The organism is Pseudomonas sp. NPDC089534, assembly GCF_044749305.1.
GTDB lineage: Bacteria > Pseudomonadota > Gammaproteobacteria > Pseudomonadales > Pseudomonadaceae > Aquipseudomonas > Aquipseudomonas ekonensis.
Map to the genome: position 1 here is coordinate 20069 of NZ_JBIVHR010000013.1, position 17245 is coordinate 37313.

The following is a 17245-nucleotide window of genomic DNA, read 5'->3' on the forward strand; positions in this document are numbered from 1 at the left end:
CTTAACCGGCCGTGACCGCGGCGGCGGGCTTGGCCACGGAGCACAGGCGGATGGAGTCGGCGAGGATCTCGATGGCTTTCGGGCGCGGGAAGCTGGCGCGCCAGGCGATGGCCACGGTGCGGAACGGCACCGGCGCCGACAGCGGCCGCACTTCGATCACGCCGGGGGCGTAGTGGTGGCTGTCGACCGCCGACAGCGGCAGGATCGACACGCCCAGGCCCGAGGCGACCATGTGGCGGATGGTTTCCAGGGAGCTGGACTCCACCGTGGTGTGCTTGGCGCCGTCGTTGCCCTTGGTCAGGGTCGGGCAGGCTTCCAGCACCTGGTCGCGGAAGCAGTGGCCTTCGCCGAGCAGCAGCAGGCTCTTGTCGTTGAGCAGGGCGGCGTCGATGGATTCTTTTTGCGTCCACGGGTGCTGGGCCGGCATCAGCACGTAGAACGGCTCGTCGTAGAGCGGCAGGGTCAGCACGTCGGCTTCGTTGAACGGCAGGGCGATGATGATCGCGTCCAGTTCGCCGTTGCGCAGCTTGTCGCGCAGCACGTGGGTGAAGTTCTCTTCGATGTACAGCGGCATCTGCGGGGCGACCCGGTGCAGCTGCGGAATCAGGTGCGGGAACAGGTACGGCCCGACGGTGTAGATCGCGCCGACCTTCAGCGGGGCGGTGAGCTGGTTCTTGCCGGCCTGGGCCAGTTCGCGGATGCCCTGGGCCTGCTCCAGCACCTTCTGGGCCTGAGCGACGATGCCTTCGCCGACCGGGGTCAGGCGCACGGCGCTTTTGCTGCGCTCGAAAATCAGCACACCGAGTTCGTCTTCAAGTTTTTTCACGCCCACCGAAAGGGTCGGCTGGCTGACGTGGCAACGCTCGGCCGCATGGCCGAAATGCTGCTCTTGGGCGAGGGTAACGATGTAGCGCAATTCTGTGAGAGTCATGGCAAGCGTCCGTGGGTTTGCGGGCCAAGCATACCGGCTGCAATCGATAGACGCACGTTATCAGAGAGAGTGCGGACTGCGACACCGGGCAATGCCGGTTTGCCGTTTGCGGATGTGACAAAGGCACCTTTCGGTGCCTTTTGTCGGGTGATGAAGCTTCCTGTGGGAGCGAGCCTGCTCGCGATGGCGCTGTCGGATTCAACGCAGGTGTTGAATGTGACGGCCTCATCGCGAGCAGGCTCGCTCCCACAGTTTCAGCGGCGGCGCTCCAGCGAGTACACGAACGGCGCGACGATTTCGATCGAGCCGTTGTTCAGCATGTCGGCCGGCGGCTTGGGCAGCGGCTGGGCGCGGCGGATCATGTCCAGGGTGGCCCGGTCCAGATCGGCGTTGCCGGAGCGGCCCACCAGTTCGAACGACAGCACGTTGCCTTCGGCGTCGACCACGAACCGCAGGCGGTTCAGGCCTTCCTTGCCCCGTGCCTGCGCGCTGGCAGGGTACTTCTTGTACTTCTGCAGGTGCGCGAGCAGGGTGCCTTGCCAACTGGCCTTGGCCGCCAGCTGCGCCGGCGACGGGCCCGGTGCCGGTTGCGCGGATTTCTCCGTGGGCGCCTGGGTCGGTTGCGTGTCGGCCGGTTTTTCCTCGGAAGGCTTTTCCTTCGGCGGCTCAGGCTTCTCGACCGGTTTGGGCGGCTGAGGCTTGGGCTTGGGCTTGGGTTTCGGCTTGGGCACGGCGATCTCGGCCTTCGGCGCTTCCGCCAGTTTCGGGATCGGCAGCTCCTCGACCGGGGCCGGCGGCTGCGGCGGCGTGACCACTTTCGGCGGTGCGGGCGGCGGCGGTGCAGGCACCGGGGCCAGCTCGACCATCATGGCCTGCGGCGGCAGTTCGATGGGCGGCCGGGCGGTCCAGTTCACCGCCAGCGCGATGGCCAGCGCGTGGACGCCCAGCACCACGGCCAGGCTACCGCCGTAACGCGTCAGCTTATGGCGCGGCTCGATCATTTCTTGGCTGCCGTCTCGAGGCCCACCAGGCCGACTTTCAGGTAACCGGCGCTGCGCAGCTTGTCCATCACGCTCATCAGGTCGCCGTAGTCCACGCCTTTGTCGGCCTGGAAGAAGATCGTCGTGTCCTTCTTGCCCTGGGTCTTGGCGTCGAGGGCGGCGCCGAGGGTTTCAGGCTTCACTTCGTCGTCGCCCAGGTACAGGCGCTGGTCGGCCTTGACGCTGAGGAACACCGGTTTTTCCGGGCGCGGCGCGGGCTTGGCGGTGGAGGCGGGCAGGTCGACCTTGATGTCCACGGTGGCCAGCGGCGCGGCCACCATGAAGATGATCAACAGCACCAGCATCACGTCGATGAACGGCGTGACGTTGATTTCGTGGTTCTCGGCCAGATCGTCGTCTGCGCCTTCTTTCAAATGCAGGCCCATGGCCGGTTACCCCACTTTCACCATGTGCGGTTGCGAGCTGCGCTCAGGCTGGTGGTCGAGGTCGCGGCTGACCAGCAGCAGCACCTGGGCCGACGCGTCGGACACCTGGGCCTTGTAGCCGGCGATGGAGCGGGCGAACACGTTGTAGATGACGACCGCAGGGATCGCCGCCACCAGGCCCAGGGCGGTGGCCAGCAGCGCTTCGGCGATGCCCGGCGCCACGACGGCGAGGTTGGTGGTCTGGGTCTTGGCGATGCCGATGAAGCTGTTCATGATGCCCCACACGGTGCCGAACAGGCCGACGAACGGCGCGGTGGAGCCGATGGTGGCCAGCACGCCGGTGCCGCTGCTCATGTTGCGGCCGCAGGCGGCCACCAGGCGCTCGAGGCGGAAGCTGACGCGTTCCTTGATGCCTTCCTTCTCGCGGGCATTGGCCGACAGGCGCATTTCTTCCAGGGCGTCGTGCACCAGCAGGTTGGCCAGGGTGCCTTCTTTGGCGGCGGAAGCGCTGGCTTCCTTGAGGGAGGCGGCTTTCTTCAGGTTGGCGATCTCGCCGCGCAGGCGGCGCTTGGCGCCCATCAGCTCGAAGCCCTTGGCGATCCAGATGGTCCAGGTGAGGATCGAGGCGATGGCCAGGCCGATCATCACGGACTTCACGATCACGTCGGCGTTCTGGTACATGCCCCAGGGCGACAGGTCGTGGGCCATGCCCAGGGTGTTGTCGGCTTCGAGGACTTCCGGCTGGTCGGCGGCGCCGGCATCAACGGCCTGGATCGCGTCGGTGGCGGCTGGCGCTGCGGCAGGGGCGGCTGGCGCGGCCTGCTCGGTGGCGGCAGGGGCGGCCGTGGTGTCGGCGAACGCGGCGACCGGCGCCAGCATCAGGCTGAGCAGCAGGGCTGCCGCCGCGCGCCAGGCGCGAGGTCGGTTGGTTGGCGAAGCGGAGGTTTGAATGCGTGTCATGCTGGCCGGACCTGAGGTAGAAAAACGGTGATGCTCTTCCAGGCCTCGAAAGGCCGAGAACAAAGTGGCGTGCATTATTGCAAGTAATTCTTGTTAACAGAAGTAATAGAGTTGCTTTTTTTCCTGCATTGCTAGCCACTCGTCAGTCGCCAAGGCTAGTCTGGTTTTTTCCGAGAGGAGTTTTTCGATGTCTGCGCCTTCTGTTTTGATCGCCGGTTGCGGTGATGTCGGCGGCCGTCTGGCCACGCGGTTGCTGGGCGGCGGATGGCAGGTCTACGGCCTGCGCCGCACGGTAGCCCGTTTGCCGGCGGGGGTGCTCGGGGTTGCGGGCGACCTGTTCGGCGAGGCTTGCCCGGCCGATTGGCCGACCGGTCCGCTGGACTATCTGGTGTTCAGCGCGGCCGCCACCGAGCATGACGAGGCCGGCTACCGCGCCGCCTACGTCGAGGGGCTGCGGCATGTGCTGGGTTGGCTGAAGCAGCATGGCCAGCGGCCGAAGCGGATCGTGTTCGTCTCCAGCAGCAGCGTTTACGGGCAGCAGGACGGTGAATGGGTCGATGAGGGTTCCGAGACGGTCGCGGCCGGGTACTCAGGGCGGTTGATGCTGGAGGCCGAGCAGGTGGCGCTCGGCAGCGGCATCCCGGCCAGCATCGTGCGCCTGACCGGCATCTACGGCCCCGGCCGGGAATGGCTGCTGACCCAGGTGCGCCGCGGCTATCGGGTGGCGGTCGAGCCGCCGCTGTACGGCAACCGCATCCATGCGGACGATGCGGCCGGGCTGTTGGCGTTTCTGCTGGAGGTGGATCGTGGCGGTGCGGCGCTGGATGAGGTGTACATCGGTGTCGATGATGCGCCGGCGCCGCTGGCCGAGGTGGTGGCCTGGCTGCGTGAATACCTGGGTGTCACCGAATGGGCCGAAGACGCCAGCGTGCGCCGCACCGGCAGCAAGCGGTGCAGCAACGCCCGGGCCAGAGGCCTGGGCTGGGCGCCGACCTATCCGAGCTATCGCGAAGGCTACGCGGCGATCCTCGAAGGGCGCTGCTGATCCCATCGCCAGCAGGCTGGCTCCCACAGGATTCAGCGGCGGCCGCAGATGCTGCGATCGACCGAAATTCCTGTAGGAGCCAGCCTGCTGGCGATGGCGGCAGTAAAGGCGCCGCAGGGGTTCAGAAGCAGGTCACTGCTTCTCGAGCAACCACTTGCGCTCGCCCGGGGTGAACTGCGGCTGTTCGTCCGCCAGCGCGGTGTTCACCGCCTGGAAGATCTCCAGTTCCTTGCCCTTGCGCGCAAAGATCCAGTTGTTGCCCTGGCCGTTGAGCTGCAGCCACATGCTGTCGTGGTCGCTGTTCATCGAGGCGCAATCGCCGGCCAGGCACAGGGCGTAGCGGTCGGCGCCGGGCAGGCCGGAGACCTGGCCGTCGGCCTGGAACTGCACGGTGCTGCCTTCGCCCTGGCCGCTGGCGATGGTCCAGTTGCCGCCCAGGTAGGCCGAGTACAGCGCGCGCTCGAAGCTGGCGCCGATGGGGGCGCCGTCCGGCACGGGGATCTGGGCGCGGTCGAACAGCTGTTCCGGTTCGTTTTCGGTGGCGGCCTGTTTCATCTGGCTGCCGTCGCGTTTCAGCTCGCTGGCTGAACCGCCGTAGAAGTCGATTTTCCACGCGCCGGACTGCTCGCCCTGCAAGCGTCCTTCGACGTTTTCGAAACCGTTGGTGTAGCGGGCCTGGCCGGCACGGGTGTTGACGTCCCATTCCAGGTTCGGGCCGTAGGCCTGCAGCGCTTCGCGCAGGGGGCCGCCTTTGGCGGCGGCGTCGATGGCGGTCTGGTTGATCCAGGTGCCGCTGATGTCACGGTCGGCAGGGTCGCTGGCGCAGCCGCCGAGGAAAATGGCGAGCAGCGAGAGAGCAAGCGCTTTGCGCATGGAGAAATCCTTTCGAAACCTTTTCTAGACGGCAAAGCAGTCGGCGCAGCGTCCGGACGCTGCGCCGTGCGCATTACTCGATGACCAGGATGGCATCCATTTCGACCTGCGAACCCTTCGGCAGGGCGGCGACGCCGATGGCGGCGCGGGCCGGGTACGGCTGTTCGAAGTATTTGCCCATGATCTCGTTGACCTTGGCGAAGTGGCTCAGGTCGGTGAGGAAGATGTTCAGCTTGACGATGTCCTTGAACGAACCGCCGGCCGCTTCGGCCACGGCCTTCAGGTTCTCGAACACCTGGACGGTCTGGGCTTCGAAGCCTTCGACCAGTTCCATGGTTTTCGGGTCCAGCGGGATCTGGCCCGACATGTACACGGTGTTGCCGGCCTTGATCGCCTGGGAGTAGGTGCCGATGGCGGCCGGGGCCTTGTCGCTGCTGATAACGGTCTTGGTCATGTATGACTCCTTGTGATGGCGGGCTTAGGCGCGCATGCGGGTGATGCGGATCACCCCGGTCAGGGCGCGCAGTTTCTTGATCACGCGGGCCAGGTGCACGCGGTCGTGGACGCTGACCACCAGCTGGACGACGCTGATGCGGCCGTCGCGCTCGTCCATGCTGATTTTCTCGATGTTGCCGTCGGCCGCGTTGACGCTGCTGGCCAGCAGGGCGATCAGGCCGCGCTGGTGCTCCAGCTCGACCCGCAGTTCGACGTTGAATTCGCCGCTGACGTCCTTGGCCCAGGAGAGCTGGATGCACTTTTCCGGGTTGTGGCGGATTTCGGTGATGTTGCGGCAGTTGTCCAGGTGCACGACCATGCCTTTGCCCGCCGACAGGTGGCCGACGATCGGGTCGCCGGGGATCGGCGTGCAGCACTTGGCGTAGCTGAGCACCAGGCCCTCGGTGCCGCGGATCGCCAGCGGGCCTTCCGGTGCCGGCAGCTGCTCTTCCTCGCCGAGCAGGCGGCGGGCCACCACGTAGGCCATGCGGTTGCCCAGGCCGATGTCTTCGAGCAGGTCTTCGATCAGTTCGAGGCGGTACTCGGCGAGCATGGCCTGGATCCGCTCGGCGGAGATGTTCTCCAGCGAGCTGTCGAAGCCGTTCAGCACCTTGTTCAGCAGGCGTTCGCCCAGGCTGATGGATTCGGAGCGGCGCTGCAGCTTGAGCGCATGGCGGATGTGGGTGCGGGCCTTGCCGGTGACCACGAAGTTGAGCCACGCCGGGTTCGGCCGGGCGCCGGGGGCGCTGACGATCTCGACCGTGGAGCCGCTCTGCAGCGGTTCGGACAGCGGTGCGAGGCGGCGGTTGATCCGGCAGGCGATGCAGCTGTTGCCGACGTCGGTGTGCACCGCGTAGGCGAAGTCGACGGCGGTGGAGCCTTTGGGCAGCTCCATGATCCGGCCCTTGGGCGTGAACACGTAGACCTCGTCCGGGAACAGGTCGATCTTCACGCTTTCGATGAATTCCAGCGAGTTGCCGGCACGTTGCTGCATTTCCAGCACGCCTTTGACCCATTGGCGGGCGCGGGCATGGGTGCCTTTGGGCTGCTCGTCGCTGCTGGACTTGTACAGCCAGTGGGCGGCGATGCCGTTGTTGGCCATCTCTTCCATCTCGCGGGTGCGGATCTGGATTTCGATGGGCACGCCGTGCATGCCGAACAGCGTGGTGTGCAGCGACTGGTAGCCGTTGGCCTTGGGGATCGCGATGTAGTCCTTGAAGCGCCCCGGCAGCGGCTTGTACAGGTTGTGCACGGCACCCAGCACGCGGTAGCAGGTGTCGACCTTGTCGACGATGATCCGGAACGCGTACACGTCCATGATCTCGTTGAAGGCCCGGCGCTTGCCGCGCATTTTCTTGTAGATGCCGTAGAGGTGCTTCTGGCGGCCGCTGACCTCGCCCTGGATGCCGTCGATGGCCAGGCAGTGGCTCAGGGATTCTTCGATCTTGTTGACGATTTCCTTGCGGTTGCCCCGGGCGCGCTTGACCGCCTGGTAGATCCGCGCGGAACGCATCGGGTGCATGGCCTTGAAGCCGAGGTCCTCGAACTCGATGCGCACCGAGTGCATGCCCAGCCGGTTGGCGATGGGGGCGTAGATCTCCAGGGTTTCCTTGGCGATCCGCCGGCGCTTCTCGCCGGAGAGCACTTCCAGGGTGCGCATGTTGTGCAGGCGGTCGGCCAGCTTGACCAGGATCACGCGGATGTCGCGCGCCATGGCCATGGCCATTTTCTGGAAGTTCTCGGCCTGGGCCTCGGCCTTGGTCTCGAAGTTCATCTGGGTCAGTTTGCTGACCCCGTCGACCAGTTCGGCCACGGTTTCGCCGAACTGCGCCTGCAGCGCCTCTTTGGCGATGCCGGTGTCTTCGATCACGTCATGCAGCATCGCGGCCATCAGGCTCTGATGGTCCATGTGCATGTCGGCAAGGATGTTCGCGACCGCGAGCGGGTGCGTGACGTACGCCTCGCCGCTGCGGCGGCGCTGGCCGTCGTGGGCCTGTTCGGCGTAGAAGTAGGCTCGGCGGACCAGGTTGACCTGATCCTGGCCGAGGTAGGCCGATAAGCGATCGGCGAGGGCGTCTATGCTCGGCATGATGACTCCTGCCGCAAGCTGTGATCCCGCGCCGTGCTACGTCGACCAGGCATAGGCTTAGACGGCCTCGTTGGACTCGTCCTCGGTAAATGCAGCGAAGACCGGGTCTTCGGTGACGATTTCTTCGGCGGCGATGAATTCAGGGGTCACGATGCCTTCGGCGATTTCGCGCAGGGCGACGACGGTAGGCTTGTCGTTTTCCCATGCGACCTTCGGCTCTTTGCCGCCGGTTGCCAGTTGACGGGCACGCTTGGTCGAGAGCATGACCAGCTCAAAGCGGTTATCCACGTGTTCTAGGCAGTCTTCAACGGTTACGCGGGCCATGGTCTTCCTCGTAGCAAATGCAGTATGCGCGGTGCCCGGATGGGCGAGCGGACTCAGCAGTTTAAAAAAACACCAGCGATTAGGGAAGCGCTGATTTTTTGACCAGACCCTTCAACGCGCTGCAAGTGCCAATGTAAAGCCCTTGCAGTGCGTTTGGGAAGGGCTGCTCAACCGAGCAGTTCGGCCAGCAGTTTGCCGAAACGCTGCTGCTGGCGTTTCTGCTGCAGCTGGTTGGCGCGGAAAATCGCCTTCAGGTCGCTCAGCGCGTGGGCGAAATCGTCGTTGATGATCAGGTAGTCGTATTCGACGTAGTGGCTCATCTCGCTGACCGCTTCGCGCATGCGGCCTTCGATGACCTCGTCGCTGTCCTGGCCGCGGTTGGTCAGGCGCTGGTGCAGGGCCTGCAGCGACGGCGGCAGGATGAAGATCGAGCGGGCCTGGGGCATCAGCTTGCGCACCTGCTCGGCGCCCTGCCAGTCGATTTCCAGGATCAGGTCGTGGCCTTCGTCCAGGGTCTGCTGCAGGTGGCTCTGCGAGGTGCCGTAGAGGTTGCCGAACACTTCGGCGCGTTCGAGGAAATCGCCGTGCTCGATCATTTTCACGAATTCGCTGCGGTCGACGAAGTGATAGTTCACCCCGTCCACTTCGCCCGGACGCATGGCGCGGGTGGTGTGGGAGACCGACACGCGGATCTGCGGATCGGCGTCGGTCAGTGCCTTGACCAGGCTGCTCTTGCCCGCGCCCGAGGGGGCGGAAATGATGTAAAGGGTGCCGGTGCTGTGGGTCATGGGAATTGCCTTACTCTATGTTCTGCACTTGTTCGCGCATCTGTTCGATCAACACCTTGAGGTTGACCGCCGCCTGGGTGCTGCGCGGGTCGAAGGCCTTGGAGCCCAGTGTGTTGGCTTCGCGGTTGAGCTCCTGCATCAGGAAGTCCAGGCGTCGCCCGGCCGCGCCGCCGGACTTGAGCACCCGGCGGACTTCGATGATGTGGGTGCTCAGGCGATCCAGTTCTTCGGCCACGTCGCTCTTTTGCGCGAGCATGACCATTTCCTGCTCCAGGCGCTGCGGATCCAGCTCCGCCTTCATGTCGGTGAAGCGATCCAGAACCTTCTGGCGCTGGGTGGCGAGCATCTGCGGAACCAGTTCGCGCAGGGTCGACACGTCTTCCTCGATGGAGGTCAGACGCTCGTCGATCAGCCGGGCCAGCTCCGCGCCTTCGCGCTCGCGGCCGGCCTTGAGTTCCTTCAGGCCCTGGTTGAACAGCGCCAGCGCCTCGGCGTTGAGCGCCTGCGGATCGGTGGCGTCGGCGACCAGCACGCCCGGCCAGGCCAGCACTTCCAGCGGGTTCAGCGCGGCGGGGTTCTTGATCAGGCCGGCGACGGTCTCGGCGGCGGCGACCAGTTGCGCGGCGCGCTCGCGGTCCACCTGCAGCGGCTTGCCGGTGCTTTCTTCGGTGAAGCGCAGGGTGCATTCCAGCTTGCCCCGCGACAGGCCCTGGCGCAGCGCTTCGCGCACGGCGCCTTCGAGGTCGCGGAAGGACTCCGGCAGGCGCAGGTGCGGTTCCAGGTAGCGGCTGTTGACCGAGCGCAGCTCCCAGCTCAGGGTGCCCTGGGCGCCGGCTTTCTCGACGCGGGCGAAGGCGGTCATGCTGTGCACCATGGTGGTACCTCGCAATGCGGAACGGTGCGGAACCCGGGTTCCGCCTCGGCGCTCTCAATGAATGTAAGCCGACTGGCAGCAAAGGCGCAGGATTGTAGCGCAGTGCGGCGGATGCGCCCAAACACACGGTGTGACAAAGGGCTGCACGCCGTCGGGACTGGCGTTTCAGGGCCCTCGGCCGTCGGCGGGAATTTTTAACGAGTGCCCAGGCGCGGTGCGCGGCTCTATAATGCTCCGCAGTTTTCCGTCCCCAGTACAGGTGTCTCCTATGAAACGTCCAAGTGGTCGCGCTGCCGATCAGCTCCGCTCGATCCGCATTACCCGCAACTACACCAAGCATGCCGAGGGATCGGTACTGGTCGAATTCGGCGATACCAAAGTCATCTGCACCGTCAGCGTCGAAAACGGCGTGCCGCGTTTCCTGAAGGGCCAGGGCCAGGGCTGGCTGACCGCCGAATACGGCATGCTGCCGCGCTCCACCGGCGAGCGTAACCAGCGCGAGGCCAGCCGCGGCAAGCAGGGCGGGCGCACCCTGGAGATCCAGCGCCTGATCGGCCGCTCCCTGCGTGCGGCGCTGGACATGTCCAAGCTGGGCGATGTCACCCTGTACGTCGACTGCGATGTGATCCAGGCCGACGGCGGCACCCGCACCGCGTCGATCACCGGCGCAATGGTCGCGCTGGTCGATGCGCTGAAGGTGATCAAGAAGCGCGGCGGCCTGAAGGGCGGCGACCCGCTCAAGCAGATGATCGGCGCCGTTTCCGTGGGCATGTACCAGGGCGAGCCGGTGCTGGATCTGGACTATCTTGAGGATTCCGCCGCCGAGACCGACCTGAACGTGGTGATGACCGGCACCGGCGGCTTCATCGAAGTGCAGGGCACCGCCGAAGGCGCGCCGTTCCAGCCTGAGGAATTGACCGCCATGCTGGAACTGGCCAAGAAGGGCATGACCGAGATCTTCGAACTGCAGAAGGCGGCGCTGGCCGACTGAGCCGCCGGGCGCCCCCCAAGGAGGATGCGATGAGTGACGAGCAAGAGCTGCAGCCCAGGCCGAGCCACGAGGTGCGCCAGTGGGCCATGTTTTGTCACTTGTCCGCCCTGCTGGGGATCTGGGTGCCGTTCGGCACGCTGATCGGGCCGCTGATCCTGTGGCAGATGAAGCGCGAGACCGATCCGTTCATCGATGCCCAGGGCAAGGAGGCGCTGAACTTCCAGATCACCGTGGCGATCGCCTCGATGGTCTGCTTCCTGCTGATGGTGCTGATCATCGGGTTCGTGCTGTTCGGCCTGCTGGCCATCGGCGCGCTGGTGCTGACGATCATCGCCGGGGTGAAGGCGAACGAAGGGATCGCCTACCGGTATCCGTTCACCTGGCGCCTGATCAAATAACGACCGACGGCTCCTGCAGCGCAAAGCCTTCAGGCACAAAAAAACCGACAGCGATGTCGGTTTTTTTGCGGCTGCGAAAAGGCGCTCAGATGGTCAGCGTCCAGTCGTAGTCCACGATCAGCGGCGCGTGCTGCGAGAACCGTGGCTGACGCGGCAGGCGTGCGCTGCGCACGAAGCGGCGCAGGCCCGGGGTCAGGATCTGGTAGTCGAAGCGCCAGCCGAGGTTGAGCATCTCGGCCTGCTCGTTGTCCGGCCACCAGCTGTACTGGTCGCCTTCGCGGCTGACTTCGCGCAAGGCGTCGACATAACCCATGTTGCCGACGATCTCGTCCATCCAGGCGCGTTCCGGCGCCAGGAAGCCCGGTGATTGCTGGCTGTCGCGCCAGTTCTTGATGTCGAGCTTCTGCTGCGCCACGTACAGCGAGCCACAATAGATGTACTCGCGACGTTTGCGCCGCTGCTTGTCCAGGTATTTGCCGAAGTCGTCCATGAGCTTGAACTTCTGGTTCAAGTCCTCATCGCCGTTCATCCCCGAAGGAAGCAGCAAGGTGGCAATACTGACTTTGTCGAAATCTGCTTGCAGGTAGCGCCCGTAGCGGTCGGCCGTCTCGAAACCGAGACCGCTGATGACAGCCTTCGGTTGCAACCGCGAGTACAAAGCCACACCACCTTGGGCGGGAACTTCGGCGTCGCAGGCATAAAGGAAGTAGCCGTCCAGTTGGAAGGCTGGGTCGTCCAGTTCAAAGGCGGAGGCACGGGTGTCCTGCAGGCAGATGACGTCGGCATTCTGAGCCTGCAGCCAACTGAGCAAACCTCGCTCGACTGCAGCCTGAATACCATTGACGTTCACACTGATGATCCGCATAAATGGCCCCAAAAATCGCGTGCGTGTATGATACACGGCGTCAAGCTTATTAGCTAAATCCGTGGTATTTGGGGTTTTTTTCATGCAAGCGTATCAGCGCGATTTCATTCGTTTTGCCATCGATCGCGGCGTTTTGCGCTTCGGTGAGTTCACCCTGAAGTCCGGGCGCACCAGTCCTTACTTCTTCAATGCCGGCCTGTTCAACTCAGGTTCCGCGCTGGCCCAGCTGGGTCGCTTCTACGCGGCGGCCATCGCCGACAGCGGCATTGCGTTCGACGTCCTCTTCGGCCCGGCCTACAAAGGCATCCCGCTGGCGGCCACCACCGCCGTCGCGCTGGCCGAACACCATGGCCGCGACCTGCCTTGGTGCTTCAACCGCAAGGAAGCCAAGGCCCACGGCGAGGGCGGCAGCCTGGTCGGCGCGCCGTTGACCGGCGACGTGCTGATCATCGACGACGTGATCACCGCCGGCACCGCGATCCGTGAGGTGATGCAGATCATTGCGTCCCAGGAAGGCGCCAAGGCGGCCGGCGTGCTGATCGCCCTGAACCGCCAGGAGCGCGGCAACGGCGAGCTTTCGGCGATCCAGGAAGTCGAGCGTGACTTCGGCATCCCGGTGATCAGCATCGTGTCGCTGAACCAGGTGCTGGAATTCCTGGCCGACGACCCGCAGCTCAAGCAGCACTTGCCGGCCGTCGAGGCCTACCGCGCCAAGTTCGGCGTTTGACCGGATTCTTTGCAGGAGCGAGCAGGCTCGCTCCTGCAGGGATCTGAGGCAAAAAAAGACCCCGCTCAGCCTGGCTGAGCGGGGTCTTTCGTTTTCCGCGGTGCTTACGAACGCTTGCGGTTGCTGATCAGGGTGCCCACGCCGGTGTCGGTGAAGATCTCCAGCAGGATCGCATTCGGCACGCGGCCGTCGATGATCAGCGAGCTGCCCACGCCGCCCTGCACCGCTTCCAGCGCGCAGCGGATCTTCGGCAGCATGCCGCCGTAGATGGTGCCGTCGGCGATCAGCGCGTCGACTTGCTGGGTGCTCAGGCCGGTCAGCACCTTGCCTTCCTTGTCCATCAGGCCGGCGATGTTGGTCAGCAGCATCAGTTTCTCGGCCTTCAGCGCTTCGGCGACCTTGCCGGCCACCAGATCCGCGTTGATGTTGTACGACTCGCCGTTCTCACCGACGCCGATCGGCGCGATCACCGGGATGAAGTCGCCCTTGACCAGCAGGTTCAGCAGGTCGGTGTTGATCCCGACCACTTCGCCGACGTGGCCGATGTCGATGATTTCCGGGGTGGTCATCTCCGGGGTCTGGCGGGTGACGTTGAGCTTCTTCGCGCGGATCAGCTCGGCGTCTTTGCCGGTCAGGCCGATGGCGCTGCCGCCATGACGGTTGATCAGGTTGACGATGCTCTTGTTGACTTGGCCGCCGAGCACCATTTCCACCACGTCCATGGTTGCCGCGTCGGTGACGCGCATGCCGTCGACGAAGTGGCTTTCGATGGACAGGCGCTTGAGCAGGTCACCGATCTGCGGGCCGCCGCCGTGCACGACCACCGGGTTGATGCCCACGGCCTTCATCAAGACGATGTCGCGGGCGAAGCCGGTCTTCAGCTCCTCGCTTTCCATCGCGTTGCCGCCGTATTTGATCACCAGGGTCTTGCCGACATAACGTCGGATGTAAGGCAGCGCTTCGGACAGGACCTTGGCGGTTTGGGCGGCGGCATCGCGTTCGAGGGTCATTCAGGGCTCCGGGTGAATCAGAACGGTAGTTGGAGATCAGGTGCAACGCGTTTCAGCTGGTCATGGAACACAGCCTTGATGCGTGCAAGTTCTGCCTCGTCATCGGCCTCGAAGCGCAGCACCAGCACCGGTGTGGTGTTGGATGCGCGCACCAGGCCCCAGCCTTTGGCGTAGTCGACCCGCACGCCGTCGATGGTGGTCAGGTCCGCGCCTGGGCCCCACTGTGCGTCGTGCAGTGCATCAATGATGCTGAATTTGCTCTCTTCGGTCACATGGATATTGATTTCCGGCGTGGAAATATCGTTCGGGAAGGTCGCGAACAGCGCTTCCGCGCTGGATTTTTCCTTGCTGAGGATCTCCAGCAGCCGGGCGGCGCTGTAGATGCCGTCGTCGAAACCGAACCAGCGTTCCTTGAAGAAGATATGCCCGCTCATTTCGCCGGCCAACAGGGCGCCGGATTGTTTCATCTTCTTTTTGATCAACGAGTGGCCGGTCTTCCACATTAGCGACCGGCCGCCGTATTCCTTGATCAGCGGGATGAGCCGGCGGGTGCATTTGACGTCGAAGATGATTTCCGCGTCCGGGTTGCGCGCCAGCACGTCGCGGGCGAACAGCATCAGCAGGCGGTCGGGGAACACGATGCTGCCGGTGTCGGTCACCACGCCGACGCGGTCGCCGTCGCCGTCGAAGGCCAGGCCCAGGTCGGCCCCGGTTTCCTTGACCTTGGCGATCAGGTCGACGAGGTTCTCGGGTTTGCCCGGATCCGGGTGGTGGTTGGGGAAGTGGCCGTCCACGTCGCAGAACAGCGGGATCACTTCGCAGTTCAGCGCTTCGATCAGTTGCGGGGCGATGACGCCGGCCGCGCCGTTGCCGCAGTCCACCACGACCTTCATGCGCCGGGCCAGTTTGATGTCCCGGACGATTTCGGTGGTGTAGCGGTCAAGGATCTCGACCTGGGTCACGCTGCCCTGGCCGTTGCTCAGGTTGCCGGTCTTGAGGCGTTCGTGCAGGGCCTGGATCTGCTCGTTGGCGAGGGTGTCGCCGGCGATCACGATCTTGAAGCCGTTGTAGTTCGATGGGTTGTGGCTGCCGGTGAGCATCACGGCGGACTTGCCGGCCAGCACGTTGGCGGCGTAGTACAGCGCCGGGGTCGGCACCAGGCCGACGTCGCTGACGTGGCAGCCGCTGTCGGCGATGCCTTTGATCAGTTGGGCGACCAGCTCCGGGCCGGACAGGCGCCCGTCGCGGCCGACGGAAACGTTCGGCTCCCCTTCGGCCAGGCTCTGCGAGCCGATGGCGCGGCCGATCCAGTAGGCGGTCTCGGCGTTGAGGAATTCCGGCACGGTGCCGCGGATGTCATAGGCGCGGAAGATGCTGTCGGGAAGCTTCGGTGCGACTTGGGCGGGGGTGCTCATCTGCAGAAATGCTCCATCTCGAAAGTGGCGGGACACGCCGGCGATTCATTCGGCGGCAGGGTCGAACTGAAGGGTATGACGGCGTTTTCCGCAGAGAGTTCGTGGCATGAAAGGGCCATGACGCCCCTGTGGCGAGGGAGCTCGCTCCCGCTGGGCTGCGTAGCGGCCCCAAAAATTCGGTGGGCGCTGCGCCCCCAAGCGGGAGCAAGTTCCCTCGCCACAATGGGTTTTCGTCGGTCACTTCGTGCCGGTATGGCCGAAACCGCCCGTGCCGCGTTCGGTTTCCACGAACTCTTCCACCATCTCGAAATGCGCCTGCACCACCGGCACCAGCACCAGCTGCGCCAGGCGTTCGCCGACGGTCATGGTGAAGTCGGTCTGGCCGCGGTTCCAGCAGGACACCATCAGCGGGCCCTGGTAGTCGGAGTCGATCAGGCCGACGAGGTTGCCCAGCACGATGCCGTGCTTATGGCCCATGCCTGAGCGCGGCAGGATCAGCGCAGCGAGGTTCGGGTCGCCGATGTACACCGACAGGCCGGTGGGGATCAGCACGGTCTCGCCCGGCTTGATCACGGTGTCCTGTTCCAGCATGGCGCGCAGGTCGAGGCCGGCGGAGCCGGGCGTGGCGTATTGCGGCAGCGGGAATTCGGTGCCGATGCGTGGGTCGAGGATCTTGGCTTGCAAAGCGTGCATGTAAATTAAACCTGGTTCAGCCGTTCGGCGATGAAAGTGACCAGTTGGCGGGCGATCTTGCCCTTGCTGGTCTGGGCGAAAACCGTGGCGTGCAGCCCACGGTCGATGACGCTGCAGGCGTTCTCTTCGCTGTTGAAGCCGATGCTCGGGTTGGCGACGTCGTTGGCGACGATCAGATCGAGATTCTTGTCCTTCAGTTTGCGTGCAGCGTAGTCGAGCAGGTGTTCGGTCTCGGCGGCGAAGCCGACACTGAACGGACGGTCGGGACGGGTGGCGATGGTGGCCAGGATGTCCGGGTTGCGCACCATTTGCAGGACGAAGCCGTCACCGCTCGTAGGGTCTTTCTTGAGTTTCTGCGGGGCGACGACTTCCGGGCGGTAGTCCGCGACCGCTGCCGAAGCGATGAAGATGTCGCAAGGCATCGCGGCTTCGCAGGCCGCGAGCATGTCCCGGGCGCTGACCACGTCGATGCGGGTGACGCGGTCCGGGGTCGGCAGGTGCACCGGGCCGCTGATCAGGGTCACGCGGGCGCCGGCTTCCACCGCCGCTTCGGCCAGGGCGAAGCCCATTTTTCCGGAGCTGTGGTTGGTGATGTAGCGCACCGGGTCGATGTTTTCCTGGGTCGGGCCGGCGGTGATGACCACGTGCTTGCCGGTCAGCGCCTGGCGCTGGAAGCAGTCCGCCGCGCATTGGGCCAGGTCGGTGGCTTCCATCATCCGGCCCATGCCGACGTCGCCGCAGGCCTGGCTGCCGGAGGCCGGGCCGAAGGTCTTCAGGCCGCGGCTTTCCAGGAGTTGCAGGTTGGCCTGGGTGGCCGGGTCGCGCCACATCGCCTGGTTCATGGCCGGGGCCACGGCGACGATGGCGTCGGTGGCGAGCACCAGGGTGGTCAGCAGGTCATTGGCGATGCCCTGGGCCAGGCGGGCCAGCAGGTCGGCGGTGGCCGGGGCGATGAGCACCAAGTCGGCCCATTTGGCCAGTTCGATGTGGCCCATCGCGGCTTCGGCGGCGGGGTCGAGCAGGTCGAGGTGCACCGGGTGCCCGGACAGGGCCTGCATGGTCAGCGGGGTGATGAATTCGCTGCCGCCGCGGGTCATGACCACACGCACTTCGGCGCCCTGGTCGATCAGGCGGCGAACCAGATCGGCGCTTTTATAGGCCGCGATGCCGCCGCCGACGCCCAGAACGATGCGTTTCCGATACAGCCGCTGCATAGGTCTGCCTTTCATTTCATGGATGGTAGCGATGCGATACCCCCTCCCCAGGGGCGGACCGACCGCCAAAAAAGATGGGCTACGATATCACAGCGTCCGCTACGGAACAGCGGCGCCCACAGACAAG

18 protein-coding genes and 1 pseudogene are annotated in these 17245 nt (G+C 64.9%); 4 read left to right on the forward strand and 15 right to left on the reverse strand.

Going from position 1 to position 17245, the window contains the following annotated elements:
• Position 1 precedes the first annotated feature (1 nt).
• The 4 genes from ACIP0B_RS05785 to exbB all read right to left on the reverse strand — a co-directional run bounded on the left by ACIP0B_RS05785 (position 2) and on the right by exbB (position 3317).
• The gene (locus tag ACIP0B_RS05785) at positions 2–931 is read right to left on the reverse strand and encodes a hydrogen peroxide-inducible genes activator (protein ID WP_085638577.1); all 930 of its coding nucleotides are present in this window, start codon (positions 929–931) and stop codon (positions 2–4) included.
• 254 nt (positions 932–1185) lie between these two features.
• Positions 1186–1932, reverse strand: a complete 747-nt coding sequence (locus ACIP0B_RS05790) for an energy transducer TonB (RefSeq protein ID WP_400830445.1) — start codon at positions 1930–1932, stop codon at positions 1186–1188.
• On the reverse strand, positions 1929–2357 hold the full coding sequence (exbD, locus tag ACIP0B_RS05795; RefSeq protein ID WP_217894460.1) for a TonB system transport protein ExbD: 429 nt from the start codon (positions 2355–2357) through the stop codon (positions 1929–1931). The genes ACIP0B_RS05790 and exbD overlap by 4 nt, the downstream gene beginning before the upstream one ends.
• A 6-nt stretch (positions 2358–2363) precedes the next feature.
• Complete coding sequence (exbB, locus tag ACIP0B_RS05800) at positions 2364–3317, reverse strand: tonB-system energizer ExbB (RefSeq protein ID WP_400830447.1); 954 nt, start codon at positions 3315–3317, stop codon at positions 2364–2366.
• Positions 3318–3504: 187 nt separating this feature from the next.
• Between exbB and ACIP0B_RS05805 the strand changes: the two genes are divergently transcribed.
• On the forward strand, positions 3505–4362 hold the full coding sequence (locus ACIP0B_RS05805) for an NAD-dependent epimerase/dehydratase family protein (protein ID WP_400830449.1): 858 nt from the start codon (positions 3505–3507) through the stop codon (positions 4360–4362).
• A 132-nt stretch (positions 4363–4494) separates the two neighbouring features.
• Here the strand turns inward: ACIP0B_RS05805 and ACIP0B_RS05810 are convergent, their stop codons facing one another.
• The 6 genes from ACIP0B_RS05810 to ACIP0B_RS05835 form a co-directional block, all read right to left on the reverse strand.
• A complete protein-coding gene (locus tag ACIP0B_RS05810) occupies positions 4495–5235 on the reverse strand; it encodes a hypothetical protein (protein ID WP_400830450.1) in 741 nt (246 codons plus the stop codon).
• Positions 5236–5308: 73 nt separating this feature from the next.
• A complete protein-coding gene (locus ACIP0B_RS05815) occupies positions 5309–5689 on the reverse strand; it encodes a RidA family protein (protein WP_065258184.1) in 381 nt (126 codons plus the stop codon).
• A 24-nt stretch (positions 5690–5713) separates the two neighbouring features.
• Positions 5714–7819, reverse strand: a complete 2106-nt coding sequence (gene spoT / locus ACIP0B_RS05820; protein WP_400830452.1) for a bifunctional GTP diphosphokinase/guanosine-3',5'-bis pyrophosphate 3'-pyrophosphohydrolase — start codon at positions 7817–7819, stop codon at positions 5714–5716.
• A gap of 57 nt (positions 7820–7876) precedes the next feature.
• Positions 7877–8143: a DNA-directed RNA polymerase subunit omega gene (gene rpoZ / locus ACIP0B_RS05825; protein ID WP_085578965.1), complete on the reverse strand. Its 267-nt coding sequence runs from the start codon at positions 8141–8143 to the stop codon at positions 7877–7879.
• Between the two features lie 167 nt (positions 8144–8310).
• On the reverse strand, positions 8311–8931 hold the full coding sequence (gene gmk, locus ACIP0B_RS05830; RefSeq protein WP_400830454.1) for a guanylate kinase: 621 nt from the start codon (positions 8929–8931) through the stop codon (positions 8311–8313).
• Positions 8932–8941: 10 nt separating this feature from the next.
• Positions 8942–9805: a YicC/YloC family endoribonuclease gene (locus ACIP0B_RS05835; protein ID WP_400830455.1), complete on the reverse strand. Its 864-nt coding sequence runs from the start codon at positions 9803–9805 to the stop codon at positions 8942–8944.
• Between the two features lie 268 nt (positions 9806–10073).
• Between ACIP0B_RS05835 and rph the strand changes: the two genes are divergently transcribed.
• Positions 10074–10796: a ribonuclease PH gene (gene rph / locus ACIP0B_RS05840; RefSeq protein ID WP_217894466.1), complete on the forward strand. Its 723-nt coding sequence runs from the start codon at positions 10074–10076 to the stop codon at positions 10794–10796.
• Positions 10797–10825: 29 nt separating this feature from the next.
• Positions 10826–11194 (forward strand): DUF4870 domain-containing protein, encoded by a 369-nt coding sequence (locus tag ACIP0B_RS05845; protein WP_217894467.1) that lies wholly within the window; start codon positions 10826–10828, stop codon positions 11192–11194.
• A gap of 85 nt (positions 11195–11279) precedes the next feature.
• On the opposite strand, the gene ACIP0B_RS05850 is transcribed toward ACIP0B_RS05845, so the two are convergent.
• Complete coding sequence (locus tag ACIP0B_RS05850) at positions 11280–12059, reverse strand: exodeoxyribonuclease III (RefSeq protein WP_007920349.1); 780 nt, start codon at positions 12057–12059, stop codon at positions 11280–11282.
• A gap of 82 nt (positions 12060–12141) precedes the next feature.
• Between ACIP0B_RS05850 and pyrE the strand changes: the two genes are divergently transcribed.
• The gene (gene pyrE / locus ACIP0B_RS05855; RefSeq protein WP_400830458.1) at positions 12142–12786 is read left to right on the forward strand and encodes an orotate phosphoribosyltransferase; all 645 of its coding nucleotides are present in this window, start codon (positions 12142–12144) and stop codon (positions 12784–12786) included.
• A 104-nt stretch (positions 12787–12890) separates the two neighbouring features.
• Here the strand turns inward: pyrE and argB are convergent, their stop codons facing one another.
• From argB to coaBC, 4 genes and pseudogenes are all read right to left on the reverse strand, one after another.
• Entirely contained in the window at positions 12891–13796 is a 906-nt protein-coding gene (gene argB / locus ACIP0B_RS05860; protein WP_085630201.1) for an acetylglutamate kinase, read from the reverse strand.
• A gap of 17 nt (positions 13797–13813) precedes the next feature.
• Positions 13814–15190, reverse strand: a pseudogene (locus ACIP0B_RS05865) (phosphomannomutase/phosphoglucomutase); the annotation flags it as partial.
• Between the two features lie 258 nt (positions 15191–15448).
• Entirely contained in the window at positions 15449–15904 is a 456-nt protein-coding gene (gene dut, locus ACIP0B_RS05870; protein ID WP_085578949.1) for a dUTP diphosphatase, read from the reverse strand.
• 5 nt (positions 15905–15909) lie between these two features.
• Positions 15910–17118, reverse strand: a complete 1209-nt coding sequence (coaBC, locus tag ACIP0B_RS05875; RefSeq protein WP_085655890.1) for a bifunctional phosphopantothenoylcysteine decarboxylase/phosphopantothenate--cysteine ligase CoaBC — start codon at positions 17116–17118, stop codon at positions 15910–15912.
• Between the last annotated feature and the right edge of the window lie 127 nt (positions 17119–17245).